At 56.4% G+C, this 21609-nt stretch carries 17 protein-coding genes, 2 tRNA genes and 2 other RNA genes; 12 read left to right on the top strand and 9 right to left on the bottom strand.

The genetic code is table 11. The annotated features are described in order from the left end of the window. The first annotated feature begins 70 nt into the window (after positions 1 to 70). Together O1723_RS13435 and O1723_RS13440 are read left to right on the top strand one after the other, a co-directional pair. Positions 71 to 158, top strand: a tRNA-Ser gene (locus tag O1723_RS13435). Between the two features lie 43 nt (positions 159 to 201). After that, positions 202 to 338, top strand: a non-coding RNA gene (locus O1723_RS13440) — RtT sRNA. A 131-nt stretch (positions 339 to 469) separates the two neighbouring features. Here O1723_RS13440 and O1723_RS13445 read toward each other — a convergent pair. Continuing rightward, entirely contained in the window at positions 470 to 1375 is a 906-nt protein-coding gene (locus O1723_RS13445; protein WP_023337079.1) for a LysR family transcriptional regulator, read from the bottom strand. Between the two features lie 109 nt (positions 1376 to 1484). Here O1723_RS13445 and O1723_RS13450 point away from each other — a divergent pair, with 109 nt between their 5' ends. From O1723_RS13450 to O1723_RS13465, 4 genes are all read left to right on the top strand, one after another. Continuing rightward, the gene (locus O1723_RS13450; protein ID WP_023337078.1) at positions 1485 to 2345 is read left to right on the top strand and encodes a pirin family protein; all 861 of its coding nucleotides are present in this window, start codon (positions 1485 to 1487) and stop codon (positions 2343 to 2345) included. A gap of 19 nt (positions 2346 to 2364) precedes the next feature. Continuing rightward, positions 2365 to 3042, top strand: coding sequence for an isochorismatase family protein (locus tag O1723_RS13455; protein ID WP_023337077.1), 678 nt, complete (start codon positions 2365 to 2367; stop codon positions 3040 to 3042). A gap of 137 nt (positions 3043 to 3179) precedes the next feature. Next, a tRNA-Ser gene (locus O1723_RS13460) sits at positions 3180 to 3267 on the top strand. Positions 3268 to 3309: 42 nt separating this feature from the next. Continuing rightward, positions 3310 to 3446: non-coding RNA, RtT sRNA (locus O1723_RS13465), on the top strand. Between the two features lie 177 nt (positions 3447 to 3623). Here O1723_RS13465 and O1723_RS13470 read toward each other — a convergent pair. The 5 genes from O1723_RS13470 to efeU all read right to left on the bottom strand — a co-directional run bounded on the left by O1723_RS13470 (position 3624) and on the right by efeU (position 10117). Then, entirely contained in the window at positions 3624 to 5129 is a 1506-nt protein-coding gene (locus O1723_RS13470) for an alanine/glycine:cation symporter family protein (protein WP_023332665.1), read from the bottom strand. A 406-nt stretch (positions 5130 to 5535) separates the two neighbouring features. Further along, positions 5536 to 6327 carry a phosphate starvation-inducible protein PhoH gene (phoH, locus tag O1723_RS13475; protein WP_014883322.1) on the bottom strand — a complete coding sequence of 264 codons (792 nt, stop codon included), beginning with the start codon at positions 6325 to 6327 and terminating at the stop codon, positions 5536 to 5538. Positions 6328 to 6826: 499 nt separating this feature from the next. Further along, positions 6827 to 8110, bottom strand: a complete 1284-nt coding sequence (efeB, locus tag O1723_RS13480) for an iron uptake transporter deferrochelatase/peroxidase subunit (protein WP_023337075.1) — start codon at positions 8108 to 8110, stop codon at positions 6827 to 6829. 5 nt (positions 8111 to 8115) lie between these two features. Further along, complete coding sequence (efeO, locus tag O1723_RS13485) at positions 8116 to 9243, bottom strand: iron uptake system protein EfeO (RefSeq protein ID WP_023337074.1); 1128 nt, start codon at positions 9241 to 9243, stop codon at positions 8116 to 8118. 40 nt (positions 9244 to 9283) lie between these two features. Further along, positions 9284 to 10117 (bottom strand): iron uptake transporter permease EfeU, encoded by an 834-nt coding sequence (gene efeU, locus O1723_RS13490; RefSeq protein ID WP_014883318.1) that lies wholly within the window; start codon positions 10115 to 10117, stop codon positions 9284 to 9286. Positions 10118 to 10368: 251 nt separating this feature from the next. On the opposite strand from efeU, the gene O1723_RS13495 reads away from it, so the two are divergent. Next, complete coding sequence (locus tag O1723_RS13495; RefSeq protein WP_248190796.1) at positions 10369 to 11553, top strand: NupC/NupG family nucleoside CNT transporter; 1185 nt, start codon at positions 10369 to 10371, stop codon at positions 11551 to 11553. A gap of 69 nt (positions 11554 to 11622) precedes the next feature. Here the strand turns inward: O1723_RS13495 and O1723_RS13500 are convergent, their stop codons facing one another. Together O1723_RS13500 and putP are read right to left on the bottom strand one after the other, a co-directional pair. Beyond that, on the bottom strand, positions 11623 to 12042 hold the full coding sequence (locus tag O1723_RS13500) for a DUF3574 domain-containing protein (protein ID WP_014883316.1): 420 nt from the start codon (positions 12040 to 12042) through the stop codon (positions 11623 to 11625). Between the two features lie 117 nt (positions 12043 to 12159). Continuing rightward, entirely contained in the window at positions 12160 to 13668 is a 1509-nt protein-coding gene (putP, locus tag O1723_RS13505) for a sodium/proline symporter PutP (protein ID WP_023337072.1), read from the bottom strand. 422 nt (positions 13669 to 14090) lie between these two features. On the opposite strand from putP, the gene putA reads away from it, so the two are divergent. Then, positions 14091 to 18053, top strand: coding sequence for a trifunctional transcriptional regulator/proline dehydrogenase/L-glutamate gamma-semialdehyde dehydrogenase (gene putA / locus O1723_RS13510; RefSeq protein WP_023337071.1), 3963 nt, complete (start codon positions 14091 to 14093; stop codon positions 18051 to 18053). A 102-nt stretch (positions 18054 to 18155) separates the two neighbouring features. Then, entirely contained in the window at positions 18156 to 18551 is a 396-nt protein-coding gene (locus O1723_RS13515; RefSeq protein ID WP_023337070.1) for a lysozyme inhibitor LprI family protein, read from the top strand. On the opposite strand, the gene rutR is transcribed toward O1723_RS13515, so the two are convergent. Then, the gene (gene rutR / locus O1723_RS13520; protein ID WP_014883312.1) at positions 18548 to 19186 is read right to left on the bottom strand and encodes an HTH-type transcriptional regulator RutR; all 639 of its coding nucleotides are present in this window, start codon (positions 19184 to 19186) and stop codon (positions 18548 to 18550) included. The two genes, O1723_RS13515 and rutR, sit on opposite strands and share 4 nt — an antisense overlap. Positions 19187 to 19429: 243 nt before the next feature. Between rutR and rutA the strand changes: the two genes are divergently transcribed. From rutA to rutC, 3 genes are read left to right on the top strand one after another with little or no spacing between them, the layout of a single operon-like run. Next, the gene (gene rutA / locus O1723_RS13525; protein ID WP_014883311.1) at positions 19430 to 20521 is read left to right on the top strand and encodes a pyrimidine utilization protein A; all 1092 of its coding nucleotides are present in this window, start codon (positions 19430 to 19432) and stop codon (positions 20519 to 20521) included. Continuing rightward, on the top strand, positions 20521 to 21210 hold the full coding sequence (gene rutB, locus O1723_RS13530) for a pyrimidine utilization protein B (RefSeq protein WP_014883310.1): 690 nt from the start codon (positions 20521 to 20523) through the stop codon (positions 21208 to 21210). The genes rutA and rutB overlap by 1 nt, the downstream gene beginning before the upstream one ends. A gap of 11 nt (positions 21211 to 21221) precedes the next feature. Continuing rightward, positions 21222 to 21608: a pyrimidine utilization protein C gene (gene rutC, locus O1723_RS13535; RefSeq protein ID WP_014883309.1), complete on the top strand. Its 387-nt coding sequence runs from the start codon at positions 21222 to 21224 to the stop codon at positions 21606 to 21608. Position 21609 lies beyond the last annotated feature (1 nt).

Here is a 21609-nt window from a genome sequence, read left to right on the forward strand (position 1 = left end):
AAGTGAGTTGACGGCAGTTCGGCTTTTCCTTACATTAGCGCCCGTCCCGGCAACAACGGGATGACAATATGGTGAGGTGTCCGAGTGGCTGAAGGAGCACGCCTGGAAAGTGTGTATACGGCAACGTATCGGGGGTTCGAATCCCCCCCTCACCGCCATATTCAAGATGAGAGCTCGTACGAAAGTACGGGCTTTTTTCTTTTATATTCTCCAGCGGGGGGGATGAGAATCCCCGACCGGGGTTCGACAACTGGCGTAGCCAGTTGGACAGACTGAGAGCGCAGCGAGCAGGCTGCCCGCAGGGCGAGCGAAGCGAGTCAATCCCCCCCTCACCGCCATATTCAAGATGAGAGCTCGTACGAAAGTACGGGCTTTTTTCTTTTATATTCTCCAACGGGGGGATGAGAACTTTGCTTCCTCTGCGGTGATGGTGTCGGGTGGCGCTTCGCTTACCCGACCTACAAAGAATTTACTCCTCAACCATCCGCGTATACTCTTCGGTTAGAAAATCGACCAGCGCCCTGACCGATGGCAGTAGACCGCGCCGCGAAGGATACACCGCGTGGATCACTTCCCGTCTGGGCTCCCAGGCATCCAGAACCCGCACCAATTCCCCTTTCGCCAACTGATCTTTAACCATTAAAATCGGCAACTGCACCACGCCTACGCCCGCCATTGCCGCTTCCCGCAGCGCCAGCATATCGGTAGTTATAAAGCGCGGCGTGTAGTGGATTTCGGCTTTCGCTCCCTCCGGACCGCTCAGATCCCATTTATGCAGTTGCTTGCCCGCCCCCATACTTAAACCCGGCCAGTCACTGAGTTCAGCAGGCATCACCGGGTTGCCCATCCGCTCAATCAACGCCGGGCTCGCCACCAGGCAGTGTCCTCTGTCAGCCAGCACCCTTAACACCAGATCGCTGTCATCAAAGGGACGCGGACGAACGCGGATCGCCACGTCAATGCCTTCACCTACCAGGTCAACCCGCCGGTTGGTGGCCTCCAGCTGAAGATTGATCCCCGGGTAGCGCGCCATAAACCGCGCCAGCATGGGCCCCACATGAACGTGCAGCAACGTGACAGGACACGTTATCCTGACAACACCGCGCGGTTCAGCCTGTAAGGCAGCCACCGCCTCCTCCGCCGCTTCAGCCTCGACCAGCATGGCTTTACAGTGCTGATAGAACGTTTGCCCCACCTCCGTCACCGTAAACTGCCGCGTGGTACGCTGTATCAACCGCACACCCAGCCGCTCTTCCAGTTGCGCAATCCGGCGGCTCAGTTTCGATTTAGGCTGATCGAGCGCCCGACCTGCCGCTGCAAACCCACCGTGGTCCACCACTTTCACAAACCACACGAAATTATTGAGATCCTGCATACGCCCTCATTGTTCCATTTTAAGAACAGTGAATGTCATTTTCACTCTCTACCGGGATATTAGCTCTGAATATAAGCTAATTACATCAACAGCACATCAGGAGTTAATCATGAAAAACGTAACAGGCGTCTATACCGCACCTCGTCCCCATTGGGTCGGAGACGGTTTCCCGGTTCGTTCGATGTTTTCCTACCAGACGCACGGTGAATCACTCAGTCCGTTCCTGCTGCTGGACTATGCCGGTCCCTACACCTTCCCGGCGGATGGCGCGAAGCGTGGCGTGGGCGAGCACCCTCACCGTGGCTTTGAAACGGTCACCATCGTCTACTCCGGCGAAGTGGAACATCGTGACTCCAGCGGCAAAGGCGGGGTCATCGGACCGGGCGACGTGCAGTGGATGACGGCGGGCGCAGGCATTTTGCACGAAGAGTTCCACTCCAGCGCGTTCTCGCAGAAAGGCGGCGAACTGAAAATGATGCAGCTGTGGGTCAACCTGCCCGCCAAAGACAAGATGGCAGCGCCCGGTTACCAGAGCATCACGAAGGCGGATATCCCTGTCGTCACGCTGCCGGATAGCAGCGGAACGTTGCGCGTCATCGCCGGCCGCTTTGACGAGGTGACTGGCCCGGCTCATACCTTCTCACCGCTGAATGTGTGGGATCTGACACTACGCCAGGGCAGCCACCTGACGCTCAATCAGCCTGAAGGCTGGAGCACGGCGCTGGTGGTACTTGAGGGCAGCGTAACGGTGAACGGCACCACGCCAGCGGGTGAGGCACAGCTGATCGTATTCAGTCAGCAAGGCGACAAGCTTCATCTGGAAGCAAACGGCGACGCAAAAGTACTGCTGATGGCCGGCGAGCCGCTGAATGAACCGATTGTGGGCTATGGCCCATTTGTGATGAACAGTAAAACCGAAATCGCGGAAGCCATTCGTGATTTCAACTCCGGCCGCTTCGGCCAGATCTAAACGTAATAAGGAGCGCAAAATGTCTACCCCTGCAAACTTCAACGGTACACGTCCCGTCATTGACGTAAACGATGCAGTCATGCTGCTTATCGACCACCAGAGCGGGCTGTTCCAGACCGTCGGCGATATGCCGATGCCAGAACTGCGCGCCCGTGCGGCGGCGCTGGCAAAAATCGCCACCCTGGCGAAGATCCCGGTGATCACCACCGCTTCCGTCCCACAAGGACCGAACGGCCCGCTTATCCCGGAGATCCACGCCAATGCGCCGCATGCTCAGTACGTGGCCCGCAAAGGTGAGATCAACGCCTGGGATAACCCGGAGTTTGTGGCGGCAGTAAAAGCCACCGGGCGCAACACGTTGATCATTGCGGGCACGATCACCAGCGTCTGCATGGCCTTCCCGTCCATCAGCGCGGTTGCGGATGGGTATAAAGTCTTTGCGGTAATTGACGCCTCCGGGACCTACAGCAAAATGGCGCAGGAGATCACCCTCGCGCGTGTGATGCAGGCCGGTGTGGTACCGATGGACACCGCGGCGGTGGCGTCTGAGATCCAGCGAACCTGGAACCGCGAAGATGCTGCGGAGTGGGCTGAGGTGTACACCCATATCTTCCCGGCGTACCAGCTGCTGATCGAAAGCTATAGCAAAGCTCAGGAAGTGGTTAAAAACAGCGAAGTGCTCGATTCACAGCGTTAATTCAGCCCTCAGCGGCATGTGCTGATTAAGGCTTAACCGAACAAGCACGAATACAGAAAATCTGCTTGACCGTGTAAGCGCAACTCCCTATAGTAGCGCCCCGTTGCCCCCCACGCGGTCAGGGAGCAAAACAATATGGTGAGGTGTCCGAGTGGCTGAAGGAGCACGCCTGGAAAGTGTGTATACGGCAACGTATCGGGGGTTCGAATCCCCCCCTCACCGCCATATTCAAGATGAGAGCTCGTACGAAAGTACGGGCTTTTTTCTTTTATATTCTCCAGCGGGGGGATGAGAATCCCCGACCGGGGTTCGACAACTGGCGTAGCCAGTTGGACAGACTGAGAGCGCAGCGAACAGGCTGCCCGCAGGGCGAGCGAAGCGAGTCAATCCCCCCCTCACCGCCATATTCAAGATGAGAGCTCGTACGAAAGTACGGGCTTTTTTCTTTTATATTCTCCAACAGGGGGGATGAGAATCCCCGACCGGGGTTCGACAAAACCCGTAGGCCCGTGCAAGCGTAGCGCCGCCGGGCGAAACGTTGTCAGCAGTCTGAGCCCGTATTGCGATACGGGCTGTCACGATTAATTGTTCAGTTTCCCTGCGCTTTGCTCTCTCACGACAGAAGTCGTCTGCCCCGGATTCGCAGCCGGTTCATCCTTACGCTCTCCCAGCCAGTAATCGGCATTTTTAATTCCCAGTCGAACCGGATCAAACTGTGGATCCAGTCCCTGTGCATTCTGGGTTTCATAATCCTTAAGGCTGACAAAGGCTTTTTTATGTAAAAGTACAATGGCAATAATGTTAAGCCATGCCATCATCCCAACCCCAATATCCCCCAGTCCCCATGCGAGATCCGCGGTGCGGACGGTCCCGTACACTGTGGAAGCCATCAGACATAATTTGAGCAGGAATGTCAGCCAGGGACGGTGAATTTTACGGTTGATGTAGGCGATATTGGTTTCGGCGATATAGTAGTACGCAATAATGGTGGTAAAGGCGAAGAAGAACAGCGCAATGGCAACAAAGTAATTACCAAAGCCCGGCATCATACTTTCCATCGCCGTCTGAACATAGCCAGGACCTGCGGCCACGCCTGCAATCCCCGTATAGAGTGCAGCGCCATCGACGCCCTGAACATTATACAGCCCGGTGATCAGCAGCATAAACCCGGTCGCGGAGCAGACAAACAGCGTATCGATATAAACTGAGAAGGCCTGCACCAGCCCCTGTTTCACCGGATGGCTCACCGCTGCCGCAGATGAAGCATGCGGTCCGGTCCCCTGTGCCGCTTCGTTGGAATAGACGCCGCGCTTAACGCCCCACATAATCGCCTGACCCAGAATCGCGCCAAAGCCCGCTTCAAAGCCAAAAGCACTTTTCCAGATCAGCAGAATAACACCAGGAAGCTCGGTAATATTAATCGCGATAATAACGCAAGCCACAATAATATAGCCGAGTGCCATAAACGGAACGACCATACTGCTAAAACTGGCGATCCTTTTCACACCACCGAAAATAATAAAGCTTAACAGTACGGCAAGTAATGCCGCCGTGACATTGGGATCAAGCCCAAAAGCTATCTCCAGGCTGGCGCCAATCGAGTTTGCTTGAACCCCTGGCATTAATAAACCGCAGGAGAAAATGGTGACGACTGCAAATAACCATGCATACCATTTGACCCCTAATCCTTTTTCGATATAAAAGGCAGGACCGCCACGATATTCACCGTTGATTTTTTCTTTATAAACCTGGCCCAACGTAGATTCCACAAACGCTGAGCTGGCACCCAAAAACGCCACCATCCACATCCAGAAAAGTGCGCCCGGTCCACCGAAGGTGATTGCGGTGGCGACACCAGCAATGTTTCCGGTCCCTACTCGCCCTGCCAGCGTCATCGTCAGTGCCTGGAAAGACGATACCCCTGCATCGGTAGGACGCCCCTGGAACATCAAGGTAATCATATGTTTTATATGACGTAACTGCAAAAAACGACTACGTAATGAGAAATAGAGACCGACACCCAGACATAAGAATATTAACGCCGGGCTCCAGATAACACCGTTAATTGCACCAACCAGTTCGTTCATGTATGACCCTCAACGTGATGTTCCAGGGAAACGGTTCCCCATGGGATTTTCTTGTTAGAATGTTGTTTGAATCAGTACGAAACATAGATAATTACCCTCAATACACCAACTTAATTTTTACAACTTAGTAACATTATGTGACAACATTCACGTTTAAATTTGAACGAACAATTAGCGCGATCATGATATTCATGGGTATTTTGTGGATATTATAAATACGCATCACATTTCGCCAGGCGTGATAAAAACCCACCGCTGAAATGAATACCGAAATGATGAATTCCGCACGACAGGCGATCTATTAAAAGATAACCAGGCGCGAGAAGAGCCCAGGAATAAAAGAAGCTTCCCGGCATGATGCCGGGAAGGGATTACTGAAGAAGGATAAAACGGTAATGTTTTACCTTCAGTCGGAATAGACTTGCAACGTCCGCTGACACAGTGCCGAACGCACGCAATCCTCTTTCGTGAAGCGTACCACCCCAATCATCTCATCTTCCTCAAAACGTGACATCGCGTCGCTCAGCCCGGATTTCACGCCGGATGGCAGGTCACACTGGGTAATGTCACCGTTAACGATGACCGTCACGTTCTCCCCGAGGCGCGTTAAGAACATCTTCATTTGCGCAGCGGTCACGTTCTGAGCCTCGTCAAGAATGACGACCGCATTTTCAAATGTACGTCCGCGCATATAGGCGAACGGCGCGATTTCCACCTTGCCAATCTCTGGTCGCAGGCAGTACTGCATAAAGGATGCACCCAAACGCTTCACCAGCACGTCATAGACGGGTCTGAAGTACGGGGCAAACTTCTCCGAAATATCGCCGGGCAGGAAGCCGAGATCTTCATCCGCTTGCAGTACCGGACGGGTAACAATAATACGCTCCACGTCCTTATGGATCAGCGCTTCCGCCGCTTTGGCTGCACTGATCCAGGTTTTCCCGCATCCGGCTTCACCGGTTGCAAAGATGAGCTGTTTACTCTCGATAGCATTCAGGTAGTGCGCCTGAGCCTCATTGCGCGCCACAATTGGAGAATGATCACGGCTGTCTCGGGCCATGCCAATTGCTTCTACGCCACTCATCTGCACAAGCGAGGTGACCGATTCTTCTTCACGCTGTTTATGGCTACGTGAGTCCCGTCTCAGCACACGTTTTGCCTCGCGACGAGCTTTGATCACTGCTTTTTGTCTTCCCATGGATAGCACCTTGAGTTGTTGGTATTCATCACACGTGCCAGCGTCGGCACGATTATGCGCACGAACATCAGAGGGTTGGCTTCCTTGTAAGCCATTGCTTGCTTTATCAGATGACGATACAGAACGGCTACGCGCACCAGTCTGCACGTCGGTCGAATCAGATTCTTGAGGAGAGGGGGAGAATTTAGTGGTGAGGAAATCGCTGCCGGAGTCCGAGCCTCCGCGCCGGGTGCTGCGGTTGTTATGTTTACCTTGTCCAGTACAGGACGCAACCATTCGCGATCTCCATAGTGATTCAGCATCACTGCCGGGAACTACCGCTGTCTTATCTTAAGTACATCAGGAGTTATCATAAATGCAACATTTATTTTACCTGATTGCAACTTTTCAGACTGCTCCTGCAGCGGATTCAGTCTTATATAGAAATATTACAGAAATATAACAATATGTTTGTCATAGGAAAAAATAATGTCCCCGCGAACTCTCGCAGGGACAATTATCAGGCTTCAATCAGATCTTGCGCGAGATACGCGTTCCGGTCGCGCACGCCCGGCAGGGCAAAGAAGTAGCCGCCGCCGATGGGTTTTACATACTCTTCCAGCGCTTCGCCGTTTAAGCGCTTCTGCACGGTCAGGAAGCCCTTTTCAAGGTCATGCTGATAGCAGACGAACAGCAGCCCCATATCGAGCTGGCCTGCGTTGGTCACGCCGAGGGAGTAGCTGTAGCCACGACGCATCATCAGGCTGGACTGCGTCTCTTTGGTGCGCGGATTGGCGAGGCGAATATGGCTGTCCAGCGCAATCACATCGCCATTGGGATCGCGGGCATAGTCGGGCACATCATGCTCATGCGTCATACCGAGCGGCGCCCCGCTCTGCTTGTCGCGGCCGAAAATGGTCTGCTGCTCTTTCAGCGGCGTGCGGTCCCAGAACTCCACATGGAACTGGATAATGCGCACCGCCTGGTAGCTGCCGCCGACGGCCCACGCCGGTTCGCCCTGATCCGCTGTCACCCACACCACCTCTTTCATGAGCGCAGCATTGCTGCTGTCCGGGTTGGCCGTGCCGTCCTTAAAGCCCAGCAGGTTAACCGGCGTCTCTTTCCCTTTACTGCGCGCAGCGTGGTCAGAGATAAACCCTTCCCGCTTCCAGCGCACGCTGAGCAGATCCGGGGTGTGCTTGATGATATCGCGCAGGGCGTGGATCACCGTGTCCTGGGTATTGGCGCAAATCTGCAGGAGCAGGTCGCCATGACACAACCCCGCGTCGAGGGAATCGTTTGAAAAACGCGTCATTTTTTGCAGCGCTTTCGGCTTCTGCTTTGTCAGGCCGTAGCGGCCATCAAACAGCGACTCTCCGACCGACACGGTAATGGTCAGGTTATCGGGCGCGATAAACGCCCCGAGAATACCGGAGTCCATTGGCGGCAGGCGCGGATTCGGCGTGTCCGGCGCCGGTCCACCTGCGGTCAGAAACGCAATGCGTGCCGTCAGCAGGCGGAACAGACGTTCCAGATCGGCTTTATCGCTGGCCAGCGAATCAAAGGCCACCAGCATCATGGAGGCCTGCTGCGGCGTCAGAATGCCCGACTGATGATCGCCGTAAAAAGGCTGCGTCTCCATGCGGGCATTGGGGGACAGCGTGCCGGGTGCGCTTTGCGGTTTCGCCGCATGCGCCACCGGGCAGCCGCCTGCAAGGGCAAGCGCGCCGCCCAGCGCCCCTACCCCTTTTAACAACCGACGACGGGAAGGTTCTACCTCGTCGAACTTACCATTCTTGTTCATCGTGCTTAGTCCAGACCCAGTACGCCGCGCAGCAGAGAGAGATCTTCCGCCAGGGCGGTAATCGGGCCTTTCAGCGCATTACGGTCGGCGTCGGTCAGCTTATCGTACGTTTCAAATCCGTCTTTGGTACGGTATTTCGCCAGAATGGTGTCGACTTTTTTGAAGTTGGCATCCACTTTTGCCAGCAGTTCGCTGTTCTCTTTCTGCAGCTGAGGACGCAGCAGATCGACAATTTTCTGCGCACCGTCGACGTTGGCCTGGAAGTCCCAGAGGTCGGTGTGGCTGTAGCGATCTTCTTCACCGCTGATTTTGCTTGCGGCCACTTCTTCAATCAGACCCGCCGCGCCGCCCACCACTTTTGACGGTGGGAAAGCCAGCTCGCTGATGCGCTTTTGCAGTTCCAGCACGTCGCCGTTCAGCTGTTCGGCGTATTTTTCCATCCCTTTGGTGGTGTTGTCGCCAAACAGGGCTTTCTCCAGACGGTGGAAGCCGGTGAATTTCGGATCGGCGGCCTTCTGCTCGAAATCATCTTCGCGGGCGTCAATGCTGCCATCAAGGTCTGAGAACAGCTCGGCAATCGGCTCGATGCGCTCGTAGTGCTGACGAGCTGGTGCATAAAGGGATTTGGCTTTTTCGATATCACCGGCTTTCACCGCATCGGTAAAGGCTTTCGTGCCCGCCACCAGATCTGCCGTCTCTTTGGTAACGTATGCTTTATAAGCGGTAATCGCGTCACCCAGGCTCAGCACCGCAGCGCCTTTCGCCGCATCCGCCGTCGCTTCACCTTTAACGATCAGCTTACCCTTAGGATTGGTCAGCAGACCGCAGGTCATTTCATACTCGCCCGGCTGCAGGTTGGCGGTCATCTTCTGGCTGAAGCCAGGGGCGATATTTTCACGCTCTTCGACGACCAGCACCCCTTTCAGGATCTCCCACTCCAGCGCCTTCTGGCTGTGGTTCTGAATAATGAACTGGGTTTTACCGCTGTTCACCGTGAGGGTCATCGGCTCGCACTGCTTGTCATTGACGGTCACTTTGACCTGAGGAACATCGGCCCCCCAGGCGGAAAATGCGGAAGCGAACAGCGCGGCAATGCCTGCGCATAACGCACTACGACGGAACTGAATTGCCATGACTCTTCCCTTTAAAAGTATGTTGTAACTAAATCAACTATTACGGCGCGACGCGCGTCGCCTGTGTGCCGGTACGCGGCGGCATCGCAAACAACACCAGCGCCGGCACCAGATAAATAAAGTACATCGCCACTTCGCTCACGCTCGGTGTCTCCTGGTAACCGAAGATACCTTCGAGCAGAGTGCCGGTCAGAGAATGTGTGGAGAGGACATTGCTGAGATCAAACGCCACGTCCTGGAAGTGGTTCCACAGGCCCGCTTCATGAAAGGCGCGGATCGCCCCAGCCGCCAGCCCCGCGGCGACCAGCAGAATAAACAGGCTGGTCCATTTGAAGAACGCCCCCAGGTTAAGGCGAATACCGCCCCAGTAGAGCAGGAAACCCAGCACGACGGCCGTTGCCAGCCCCAGCACTGCCCCCAGCGGCGGCCAGATGCCTACGTCCTGCTGGAAGGCGGCCAGCAGGAAGAAGACCGATTCCAGCCCTTCACGCGCCACCGCAAAAAAGACCATCATGATCAGCGCCCAGCCGTGATGGTTGCCTTTTTGCAGGGCGTTATCCACCGCCTGCTCCAGCTGGACTTTCACATTGCGGGAGACCTTACGCATCCAGAACACCATCCAGGTCAGAATCACCACCGCAATGACGGCGACAATCCCCTCAAACAGCTCTTGCTCTTTCTGCGGGAACTCGCCGGTGGTTTCGTTGATCAGGATACCCAGGCCCAGACAGAGCGCCGCGGCGAGGAACACGCCAATCCACATGACGCCAATCCAGCGTCCGCGCTGGGTTCGCTTCAGATAACTGGCGATAAGGCTGACAATCAGAGCCGCTTCGAGCCCTTCACGTAACATAATGAGAAATGGAACAAACATGCCGACACCTTAAATGTTTATCGCGGTCAACTGATGCAAAGAAAGGTAAATTCTTGTGATAGTGATTATCATTACGCCGAGAAGAAAAACAAGCGAAATGTGGGATGTTTTGATGACGAGTTGTAAACGCGAAGCCTGATAATAGTTGTCAACGTAATCATTACGTTTATAAGTTATAACGAAAATGCCCGTTTACGGTTAATCAGCGCTGTGGCTAAATATCTGCCTCGAAAACCAAGTGAAAATAAACCATGTTTAAGATTATCCATTTCCTGCTGGCGCTGGTGATTATTCTTGCGCTCGCCTGGCTGGTGAGTTTCGACCGCCGAAAAATTCGCATTCGTTATGTTTTACAGCTGATTGTTATTGAAATTGCCCTGGCGTTCTTTTTCCTGCACGCCGAAAGCGGGTTATTCCTGATTAAATACGTTTCTGGCTTCTTTGAATCCCTGCTGAAATTTGCTGGCGAAGGCACCAATTTTGTCTTTGGCGGAATGGGTGAAAAAGGGCTGGCGTTCATTTTCCTTGGCGTGCTTTGCCCGATTATTTTTATTTCCGCATTGATTGGTATTCTCCAGCACTGGCGGATCCTGCCGATTTTTATTCGGGTTATCGGGACGCTGCTGTCAAAACTGAACGGTATGGGCAAGCTGGAATCGTTTAACGCGGTGAGCTCGCTGATCCTCGGCCAGTCGGAAAACTTCATTGCCTACAAAGGCGTGCTGTGGGATCTCTCCTCGCGCCGTCTGTTCACCATGGCTGCGACCGCCATGTCGACCGTTTCCCTGTCGATTGTCGGCGCATATATGACCATGCTTGACGCCAAATTTGTCGTTGCGGCGCTGATCCTGAACATGTTCAGCACCTTCATTATTCTCTCCGTCATTAATCCGGTGCGTCCGGAAGCGGAGCCGGATATCAAGCTGGAAAAACTGCATGAATCCCAGAGCTTCTTCGAAATGCTCGGGGAGTATATTCTGGCCGGTTTTAAGGTAGCGATGATTATTCTGGCGATGCTGATTGGCTTTATCGCGCTTATTAGCGCCGTTAACGCCCTCTTCTCCAGCGTATTCGGCATGAGCTTCCAGCAGATTTTGGGTTATGTGTTTTATCCGCTGGCGTGGCTCATCGGTATTCCGCTCAGTGATGCGCTCAACGCCGGCAGTATTATGGCAACCAAGCTGGTGGCGAATGAATTTGTGGCGATGATTGAGCTGCAAAAAATTGCCCATCAGATGTCACCGCGCGGGCTGGGCATTTTATCCGTCTTCCTGGTGTCGTTCGCTAACTTCGCGTCTATTGGTATCGTCGCAGGCGCCATCAAGGGCCTGAACGAGCGGCAGGGGAACGTGGTTTCGCGGTTTGGTCTGCGCCTGGTGTACGGCGCGACGCTGGTGAGCCTGCTGTCGGCGAGCTTTGCGGGATTAGTGTTGTAAGTTTTGTGCGGTTTGTGCCCGGTGGCGGCTACGCCTTACCGGGCCTACAAAACTATCCCGCCATTTTGCTTAAAACTGCACGCACACCGGCTGATCGACCCGCATCACCGACTCCTGCGCGAAGCGAGATTTATAAATCCCGCGCAACGCTTCGATATTCTTCTCGCTCTGCGCGTCTTTACCGTGGATCAGCATCAGCGCTTTGCTCGGCTCGCGCGCCACTTTCCCGTCATTCCCCAGCCACTGGCCACGTGCATCAAACACCGTTAAGCCGTCCCGAAAGCGCGGCGTCACGTCCTGGTCAACAAACTGCTGCCACTCGTTGCCGGTGATCTGCGCTCCGGCCGGACGATTCAGTCCGAAATAAAGCGTGGTTTGCTGCATCTGGTTATCTGCTTTGCAGGTCTCCATTGCCGCGTGTTGCGCGGGTGCGTTGCAGCCTGCGAGCATCAATAATGCCGCCGCCATAAGCCCTGTTTTGATGGTCATTGTTCGCTATCCTCATTGTTATAAGTGCAGCGATATCAACGTAATTTACGCATTTTGGCAAGAAAAAAGCCGGGTCGCGCTAGCGCTTACCCGGCTTACAGGAGGGAATAGGTTTTTTTACTCAGCCTGAAGCTTCGTCGGTGGTGCAGTGCGGTAGTGCGCGTCCGCTTCCGCAAAGCGTTTCTGCATGGAGGCAGACGGTGCTTTACCCAGCAGGCTGAACACCACAATACCGATGCTGCCGAAGATGAAGCCCGGGATGATTTCGTACAGACCCAGCCACGCGAACTGCTTCCAGACGATAACGGTCACCGCTCCGATGATCATCCCCGCCAGCGCGCCGTTGCGGGTCATGCGTGACCACAGAACGGAGAACAGAACCACCGGACCAAACGCCGCACCAAAGCCCGCCCACGCATAGCTCACAAGACCCAGAACGCGGTTATCAGGATTGGCCGCCAGCGCGATGGCAATCAGCGCCACTAACAGCACCATAAAGCGCCCGACCCATACCAGCTCTTTCTGGCTCGCACCTTTACGCAGGAAAGCTTTGTAGAGATCTTCGGTAATCGCACTGGAGCAGACCAGCAGCTGGCAGCTCAGAGTCGACATCACCGCCGCCAGAATTGCGGAGAGCAGAATACCGGCAATCCACGGGTTGAACAGAATGCCCGCCAGTTCGATGAACACACGCTCGGCATTCTGGTTTACTGCACCTGCCTGCGCCGGGTTATTGTTGAAGTAAGCGATGCCGAAGAAGCCAACCGCACAGGCACCCGCAAGACAGAGGATCATCCACGTCATACTGATACGACGGGCATGAACAATCGTGTGGTGAGAGTCAGCGGCCATAAAGCGCGCCAGAATGTGCGGCTGACCAAAGTAGCCCAGACCCCAGCCCATCAGAGAGACGATGGCCACGAAGTTCAGCCCTTTCAGCATGTCGACGTTTTCAATGCTCTTCTGCTTGATCACTTCCAGCGATTCACCGAAGCCGCCAACGGTGAAAATCACAATCACCGGGGTCAGGATCAGGGCGAAGATCATCAGGCTCGCCTGCACGGTGTCGGTCCAGCTTACCGCCAGGAATCCGCCCACGAAGGTATAGAGAATGGTCGCCGCGGCACCTGCCCACAGCGCGGTTTCATAGCTCATGCCGAAGGTGCTCTCAAACAGACGCGCGCCCGCCACGATGCCGGAAGCACAGTAGATGGTGAAGAACAGCAGAATCACCACCGCGGAGATAATGCGCAGAATGCGGCTGTTATCTTCAAAACGTCCGGTGAAGTAATCCGGCAGCGTCAGGGCATTGTTGTTCGCTTCGGTATGCACGCGCAGACGGCCTGCTACCAGCTTCCAGTTGATCCACGCCCCAAGGGTCAGGCCGATGGCAATCCAGCTTTCAGAGATACCGGAGATGAAAATCGCGCCCGGTAACCCCATCAGCAGCCAGCCGCTCATATCGGATGCGCCCGCAGACAGCGCGGTCACCATCGGGCCTAAACTGCGGCCGCCGAGAATGTAGTCGTCAAAGTTCTTTGTTGAACGCCATGCCAAAAACCCTATCAGGATCATGCCAAAAATATAAACGAGAAATGTCACCAGCATCGGTGTGCTAATAGCCATTCAAATTCTCCAAAATGTCGAGCGACAACCGTCCGGGTTGCCTTGTTATGTCATCACCGGAACGTAGTGATGTGTGTATGTGTTTCCATTGGGCGCGCTATCCTGCCGTATGCGCATCCCGCTGACAAACGATTTAACACTGCATTTACATCAAATTCATCCCCGGTTTGATACGAGTTTCCTATAGGTTGCACTCGCTCACACTTATACGGGTTGCACCTTTTAAAAGTGTTAAGTACCGCATAAAAACAGGCTTCTCATGCAGAAGCCAGCGCTTTTTTCCAGCTAACCAATCATTAACAATCCATTCATTTTCTGGGTTGCAAACCAGGTCACATTTAACACGGTTGCACAAAGTTGCAACATGGTGGATATTTCATGCCATCTACAAAACGCGATTACAGAACAACAGGAGTTTTGGCATGGGGATGACCACCATGGGGGTTAAGCTGGATGACGCTACCCGCGAACGGATTAAAACCGCAGCGACCCGCATTGACCGCACACCGCACTGGTTAATCAAGCAGGCGATTTTTAACTATCTGGAAAGACTGGAGAGCGACGAAGGCCTGCCAGAACTGCCTGCCCTGCTGGCGGGTGCCGCCAATGAAAGCGAGGATGCGCCCGCCGCTGGTGACGAAAGCCACCAGCCGTTCCTCGAATTCGCCGAGCAGATCCTGCCGCAGTCCGTCAGCCGTGCCGCCATTACCGGCGCTTACCGTCGTGCCGAAACCGACGCCGTGCCGATGCTGCTGGAGCAGGCCCGCCTGCCGGAAGCCATTGCCGCCCAGGCGCACAGCCTGGCGTATCAGCTGGCCGACAAGCTGCGCAACCAAAAAACCGCCACCGGCCGCGCCGGGATGGTGCAGGGTCTGCTGCAGGAGTTTTCCCTCTCTTCACAGGAAGGCGTGGCGCTGATGTGTCTGGCGGAAGCGCTGCTGCGTATTCCGGATAAAGCCACCCGCGACGCGTTGATCCGCGACAAGATCAGCAACGGCAACTGGCATTCGCACATTGGCCGCAGCCCGTCCCTGTTCGTTAACGCCGCCACCTGGGGCCTGCTGTTTACCGGCAAACTGGTCTCAACCCATAACGAAGCCAACCTGTCACGCTCTTTGAACCGCATCATCGGTAAGAGCGGCGAGCCGCTGATCCGCAAAGGCGTGGACATGGCGATGCGCCTGATGGGCGAGCAGTTCGTGACCGGCGAAACCATTGCCGAAGCGCTGGCGAACGCCCGCAAGCTGGAAGACAAAGGTTTCCGCTACTCGTATGACATGCTCGGTGAAGCGGCCCTGACTGCCGCCGACGCGCAGGCCTACATGGTCTCTTATCAGCAGGCGATCCACGCCATCGGTAAAGCCTCTAACGGCCGCGGTATTTATGAAGGTCCGGGTATCTCTATCAAACTGTCCGCCCTGCACCCGCGCTACAGCCGCGCGCAGTACGACCGCGTGATGGAGGAGCTTTACCCGCGCCTGAAATCCCTGACCCTGCTGGCGCGCCAGTATGACATCGGCATCAATATCGACGCCGAAGAGGCCGACCGTCTGGAGATCTCCCTCGATCTGCTGGAAAAACTGTGCTTCGAGCCAGAGCTGGCGGGCTGGAACGGCATTGGCTTCGTTATCCAGGCGTACCAGAAGCGCTGCCCGTTCGTCATTGATTATCTGATTGACCTGGCAAGCCGCAGCCGTCGCCGCCTGATGATCCGCCTCGTGAAAGGCGCCTACTGGGACAGCGAAATCAAACGCGCCCAGATGGAAGGTCTGGAAGGCTATCCGGTCTATACCCGTAAGGTCTACACCGACGTCTCTTACCTCGCCTGTGCGAAAAAACTGCTCGGCGTGCCGAACCTGATCTACCCGCAGTTCGCTACCCATAACGCCCACACCCTGGCGGCAATCTACAGCCTGGCGGGTCAAAACTATTATCCTGGCCAGTACGAGTTCCAGTGCCTGCACGGCATGGGTGAACCGCTGTACGAGCAGGTGACCGGTAAGGTAGCGGATGGCAAGCTGAACCGCCCATGCCGCATTTATGCGCCGGTAGGTACGCACGAAACGCTGCTGGCGTACCTGGTGCGTCGTCTGCTGGAAAACGGCGCGAATACCTCTTTCGTAAACCGCATCGCCGACACCACGCTGCCGCTCGACGAGCTGGTGGCCGATCCGGTGCAGGCCGTTGAGAAGATGGCGGCCCAGGAAGGTCAGATTGGTCTGCCGCATCCGAAGATTGCCCTGCCGCGCGAGCTGTATGGCGCAGGCCGCGTCAACTCTGCGGGTCTGGACCTGGCGAACGAACATCGTCTGGCGTCCCTCTCCTCTGCCCTGCTCAACAGCGCGCTGCAGAAATGGCAGGCGAAACCGATCCTTGAGCAGTCCGTCGAGGACGGTGAGATGCAGCCGGTTATCAACCCGGCAGAGCCAAAAGATATCGTCGGCTATGTACGCGAAGCCACCGAAGCGGAAGTGGATCAGGCGCTGGACAGTGCGGTCAACAACGCGCCAATCTGGTTTGCCACCCCGCCGCAGGAGCGTGCCGCCATTCTGGAGCGTGCTGCCGTGCTGATGGAAGATCAGATGCAGTCGCTTATCGGTATTCTGGTGCGTGAAGCGGGTAAAACCTTCAGCAACGCTATCGCTGAAGTGCGTGAGGCCGTGGACTTCCTGCACTACTACGCGGGTCAGGTGCGCGATGATTTCGATAACGAAACCCACCGTCCGCTCGGATCGGTCGTGTGTATCAGCCCGTGGAACTTCCCGCTGGCTATTTTTACCGGCCAGATTGCCGCAGCCCTTGCCGCAGGTAACAGCGTGCTGGCCAAACCGGCAGAGCAGACCCCGCTGATTGCCGCGCAGGGCATCAACATTCTTCTGGAAGCCGGCGTACCTGCGGGCGTGGTCCAGCTGCTGCCAGGCCGCGGCGAAACGGTCGGCGCTAAACTGACCTCCGATAACCGCGTACGCGGCGTGATGTTTACCGGCTCGACCGAAGTTGCCTCTCTGCTGCAGCGCAACATTGCTACCCGTCTGGATGCGCAGGGTCGTCCTACCCCGCTCATCGCGGAAACCGGCGGCATGAACGCCATGATCGTTGACTCCTCTGCCCTCACCGAACAGGTGGTGGTCGACGTGCTGGCCTCGGCGTTCGACAGCGCCGGTCAACGCTGCTCCGCCCTGCGCGTACTGTGCCTGCAGGATGACGTGGCCGACCACACGCTGAAAATGCTGCGCGGCGCGATGGCCGAATGCCGTATGGGCAACCCGGGGCGTCTCACCACCGACATCGGCCCGGTGATTGACGCGGAAGCCAAAGCCAATATCGAAAACCACATCCAGACCATGCGCGCCAAAGGCCGTCCGGTGTTCCAGGCGGTGCGTGAGAACAGCGAAGATGCCCGCGAGTGGCAGACCGGCACCTTCGTGCCGCCAACGCTGATTGAGCTGGCAAGCTTCGACGAGCTGAAAAAAGAGGTCTTCGGTCCGGTGCTGCACGTGGTGCGTTACAACCGTAACAACCTTAATGAACTGATCGATCAGATCAACGCCTCCGGCTATGGCCTGACGCTTGGCGTACACACCCGTATCGACGAAACCATCGCGCAGGTGACCGGCAGTGCCAAAGTGGGCAACCTGTACGTTAACCGCAACATGGTCGGCGCGGTCGTGGGCGTACAGCCGTTCGGCGGTGAAGGTTTGTCCGGCACCGGTCCGAAAGCGGGCGGTCCGCTTTACCTGTACCGTCTGCTGGCGAACCGTCCGGAGAACGCGCTGGGCGTGACGCTGGCACGTCAGGACGCAGACTATCCGGTCGACGCGCAGCTGAAAACCGTGCTGACGCAGCCGCTTGAAGCGCTGATCGCCTGGGCGGAAAAACGTCCTGAACTGCGTGCCATTGCGCAGCAGTACGGCGAGCTGGCGCAGGCTGGCACGCAGCGTCTGCTTCCGGGGCCAACCGGCGAGCGCAACACCTGGACGCTGATGCCGCGCGAGCACGTACTCTGCGTAGCGGATAACGAGCAGGATGCGCTGGTACAGCTGGCTGCCGCGATGGCAACCGGATGTGAAGTGCTGTGGCCGGAAGATGCGCTGCATCGCGACCTGGCAAAACAGCTGCCAAAAGCCGTTTCAGCCCGCATTCGCTTCGCGAAGGCCGATGCGCTGCTGACGCAGCCGTTTGACGCCGTGATTTATCACGGTGATTCCGACCAGCTGCGCGAACTGTGCGAACAGGTAGCGGCCCGCAGCGGGGCGATTGTTTCGGTACAGGGCTTTGCGCGTGGGGAAACCAACCTGCTGCTGGAGCGTCTGTACGTGGAGCGTTCGCTCAGCGTCAACACCGCGGCGGCGGGCGGTAACGCCAGCCTGATGACCATCGGTTAATCGTGTAAACTCTCCCCGGTGGCGCTACGCTTACCGGGGCTACTAAGAATCGTAGGCCGGATATGCATAGCGCATCCGGCTTTTTTTTACACGGAGGGGATGATGAAAAGAGTATTTCTCGCAGGTGCCGCACTGCTGTTGAGCACCAGCGCGCTGGCCAACGAGTGCGACAACACCACCACCCAGCTTGAACTGAACACCTGTAGCGCGCAGCAGTACCAGGCGGCGGATAAGAAGCTCAACGCGACGTATCAGGCCGCTATCAAACGTGCGGCAGCCCCCCAGCGTGACCTGCTAAAAAAAGCGCAGCAGGCGTGGATTACCCTGCGGGATGCAGATTGCACGTTTATCGGTTCGGGTACGGAAGGTGGAAGCATTCAGCCAATGATTGTCAGTCAGTGCCTGGCAGAGAAAACCGCGGAGCGAGAAGCGTTTCTGGCCTCGCTGATGCAATGTGAAGAGGGCGATTTAAGCTGCCCTCTCCCGCCGGGAAACTAACGCACGCGGATCCCTTCGATAATCATCCGCTGTACGTTTTCCAGGGTGCTGTGGAAAAACGCTTCATCCTGGAGCGTTTTCCCGGTCACCGCCTCGACCTGGGCCGCAAAGTCAGCGTAATGCTGGGTGGCGGCCCAAATCATAAAGATCAAATGCTGCGGATCGACCGGCGCCAGCTTTCCGCTGGCGACCCACCCGGCAATAATCGCCGACTTATCGTCCACCAGCTGCTTTAAATCCCCCGTCAGCTCAGCCTGCAATAGCGGCGCGCCCTGCAGCATCTCAAGACAAAACAGGCGCGACGCCTGCGGGTAATCGCGTGACACCTCCAGCTTCAGGCGGATGTACTCTTTGATCGCCACCAGCGGGGCCAGCTCTGCGCGGAACGCTTTCAGGGGCGCCAGCCAGATATCGAGGATCTGCTGCATCACCGCCACATAGAGCGCCTCTTTCGACGGGTAGTAGTAGAGCAGATTGGTTTTGGAAACCCCGGACTGCTCCGCTACCTGCTCCAGCCGCGTGCCGTGAATGCCAAACTGTGAAAACGTCTCCAGCGCCGCGCTGAGAATAGCCTGCTTCTTGGCGCTGACTGCCTGTGACCGTTTACCTGGTGTTTTCACTGCGCCTTGTGTCATTCCCGCTCTCCTTATTCTGCGTTGCCCTCAGCATAGCAAAACCCCCGTCTCGCCACGACATTCTGCACTCCCATCGCGCATGAATGCCTGTTTTCTGTGCAATGTTTTTGACCAGTTAGTCCACTTTTAACCGCATCAATACGCCAACTTTCGATTAACACATTAATAACAAAGTCATTTTCAAAACTGGCACTCCCTTTGCAAAAACGCCAGTACCTGCAACGTAGTGAAGAGAGGTTCGTGATGAAAATTGGCGTATTTGTACCTATCGGCAACAACGGCTGGCTTATCTCGACCACTGCCCCGCAATACATGCCGACCTTTGAGCTGAATAAAGCCATCGTGCAAAAAGCGGAGCACTACCATTTCGACTTTGCACTTTCGATGATCAAGCTGCGCGGCTTTGGCGGCAAAACCGAATTCTGGGATCACAACCTGGAGTCCTTCACCCTGATGGCAGGACTGGCCGCGGTCACCTCGCGGATTCAGATCTACGCTACCGCCGCCACGCTCACCCTGCCACCGGCGATCGTCGCGCGCATGGCCTCAACCATCGACTCGATCTCCGGAGGACGCTTTGGCGTGAACCTGGTGACCGGCTGGCAAAAGCCGGAGTACGAGCAGATGGGGCTCTGGCCGGGTGACGATTACTTCTCGCGTCGCTACGACTACCTGACCGAATACGTGCAGGTCCTGCGCGATCTCTGGGGCACCGGCAAAAGCGATTTCAAAGGTGACTTCTTCACCATGAACGACTGCCGCGTCAGCCCGCAACCGTCGGTGCCGATGAAAGTGATCTGCGCCGGGCAGAGCGACGCGGGGATGGAATTCTCCGCCAAATACGCCGACTTTAACTTCTGCTTCGGGAAAGGCGTTAACACCCCTGCCGCTTTCGCCCCCACCGCGGCGCGCATGAAAGAGGCTGCCGACAAAACCGGGCGCGACGTGGGCTCCTACGTGCTGTTTATGGTGATTGCCGACGAAACCGACGAGGCCGCACGCGCGAAATGGGAGTGTTACAAGGACGGTGCTGACGAGGAGGCCCTGAGCTGGCTTACCGAGCAGAGCCAGAAAGATACCCGTTCCGGCGCAGACACCAACGTCCGCCAGATGGCTGACCCCACCTCCGCCGTCAATATCAATATGGGCACGCTGGTTGGATCCTATGCCAGCGTTGCCAGAATGCTCGACGAAGTCGCCGCCGTACCCGGCGCAGAGGGCGTTCTGCTGACCTTCGATGATTTCCTCACCGGTGTGGAAACCTTCGGCGAGCGCATCCAGCCGCTGATGCAATGCCGCGCCCACATTCCTGCCGTCACGAAGGAGGTTGCGTAATGACGACCTTAAACGCTCGCCCGGAAGCCATCACCTTTGCGCCGCAGCAGAGCGCGCTGATCGTGGTGGACATGCAAAACGCCTACGCCAGTAAAGGGGGTTATCTGGATCTGGCGGGGTTCGACGTCTCCGCCACGCAGCCGGTCATTGCGAACATCAACACCGCCGTCAGCGCCGCACGGGAAGCCGGCATGCTCATCGTCTGGTTCCAGAACGGCTGGGACGACCAGTACGTGGAGGCCGGTGGCCCCGGCTCGCCCAACTTCCACAAGTCCAACGCCCTGAAAACGATGCGCAAAAACCCTGAACTGCAGGGCAAGCTGCTGGCAAAAGGCGGCTGGGATTATCAGCTGGTGGACGAGCTGGTCCCGCAGGCAGGTGATATTGTCTTGCCCAAACCGCGCTACAGCGGCTTTTTCAACACCCCGCTCGACAGCCTGTTGCGCAGCCGGGGCATTCGTCACCTGGTCTTTACCGGCATCGCCACCAACGTTTGTGTGGAGTCGACCCTGCGCGACGGCTTTTTCCTTGAGTATTTTGGCGTGGTGCTGGAAGACGCGACCCATCAGGCCGGGCCGGAATTCGCGCAGAAAGCGGCCCTGTTCAATATCGAAACCTTTTTTGGCTGGGTGAGTAACGTCGCAGCGTTCTGCGATGCCCTGAATCCGCCGCTCGCCCGTATCGCCTGAGGAGAACGACGATGCCGAAATCCGTGATTATTCCGCCGGGCACCAGCACACCGATTGCCCCGTTTGTCCCCGGAACGCTCGCCGACGGCGTGGTGTATGTCTCCGGTACGCTGCCGTTTGATAAAGACAACAACGTGGTGTTTATCAACGACCCAAAGGCACAAACCCGCCACGTGCTGGAGACGATCAAAAGCGTGATCGAAACGGCGGGTGGCACGATGGAGGATGTGACCTTCAACAGCATCTTTATCACCGACTGGAAAAACTACGCCGCGATTAACGAGATCTACGCCGAGTTCTTCCCCGGCGATAAGCCGGCCCGGTTCTGTATACAGTGCGGGCTGGTGAAGCCTGACGCGCTGGTTGAAATTGCCACCGTTGCGCACATTGCGAAGTGAG

This window comes from Enterobacter cloacae complex sp. HYC080_NIDB (assembly GCF_056673325.1).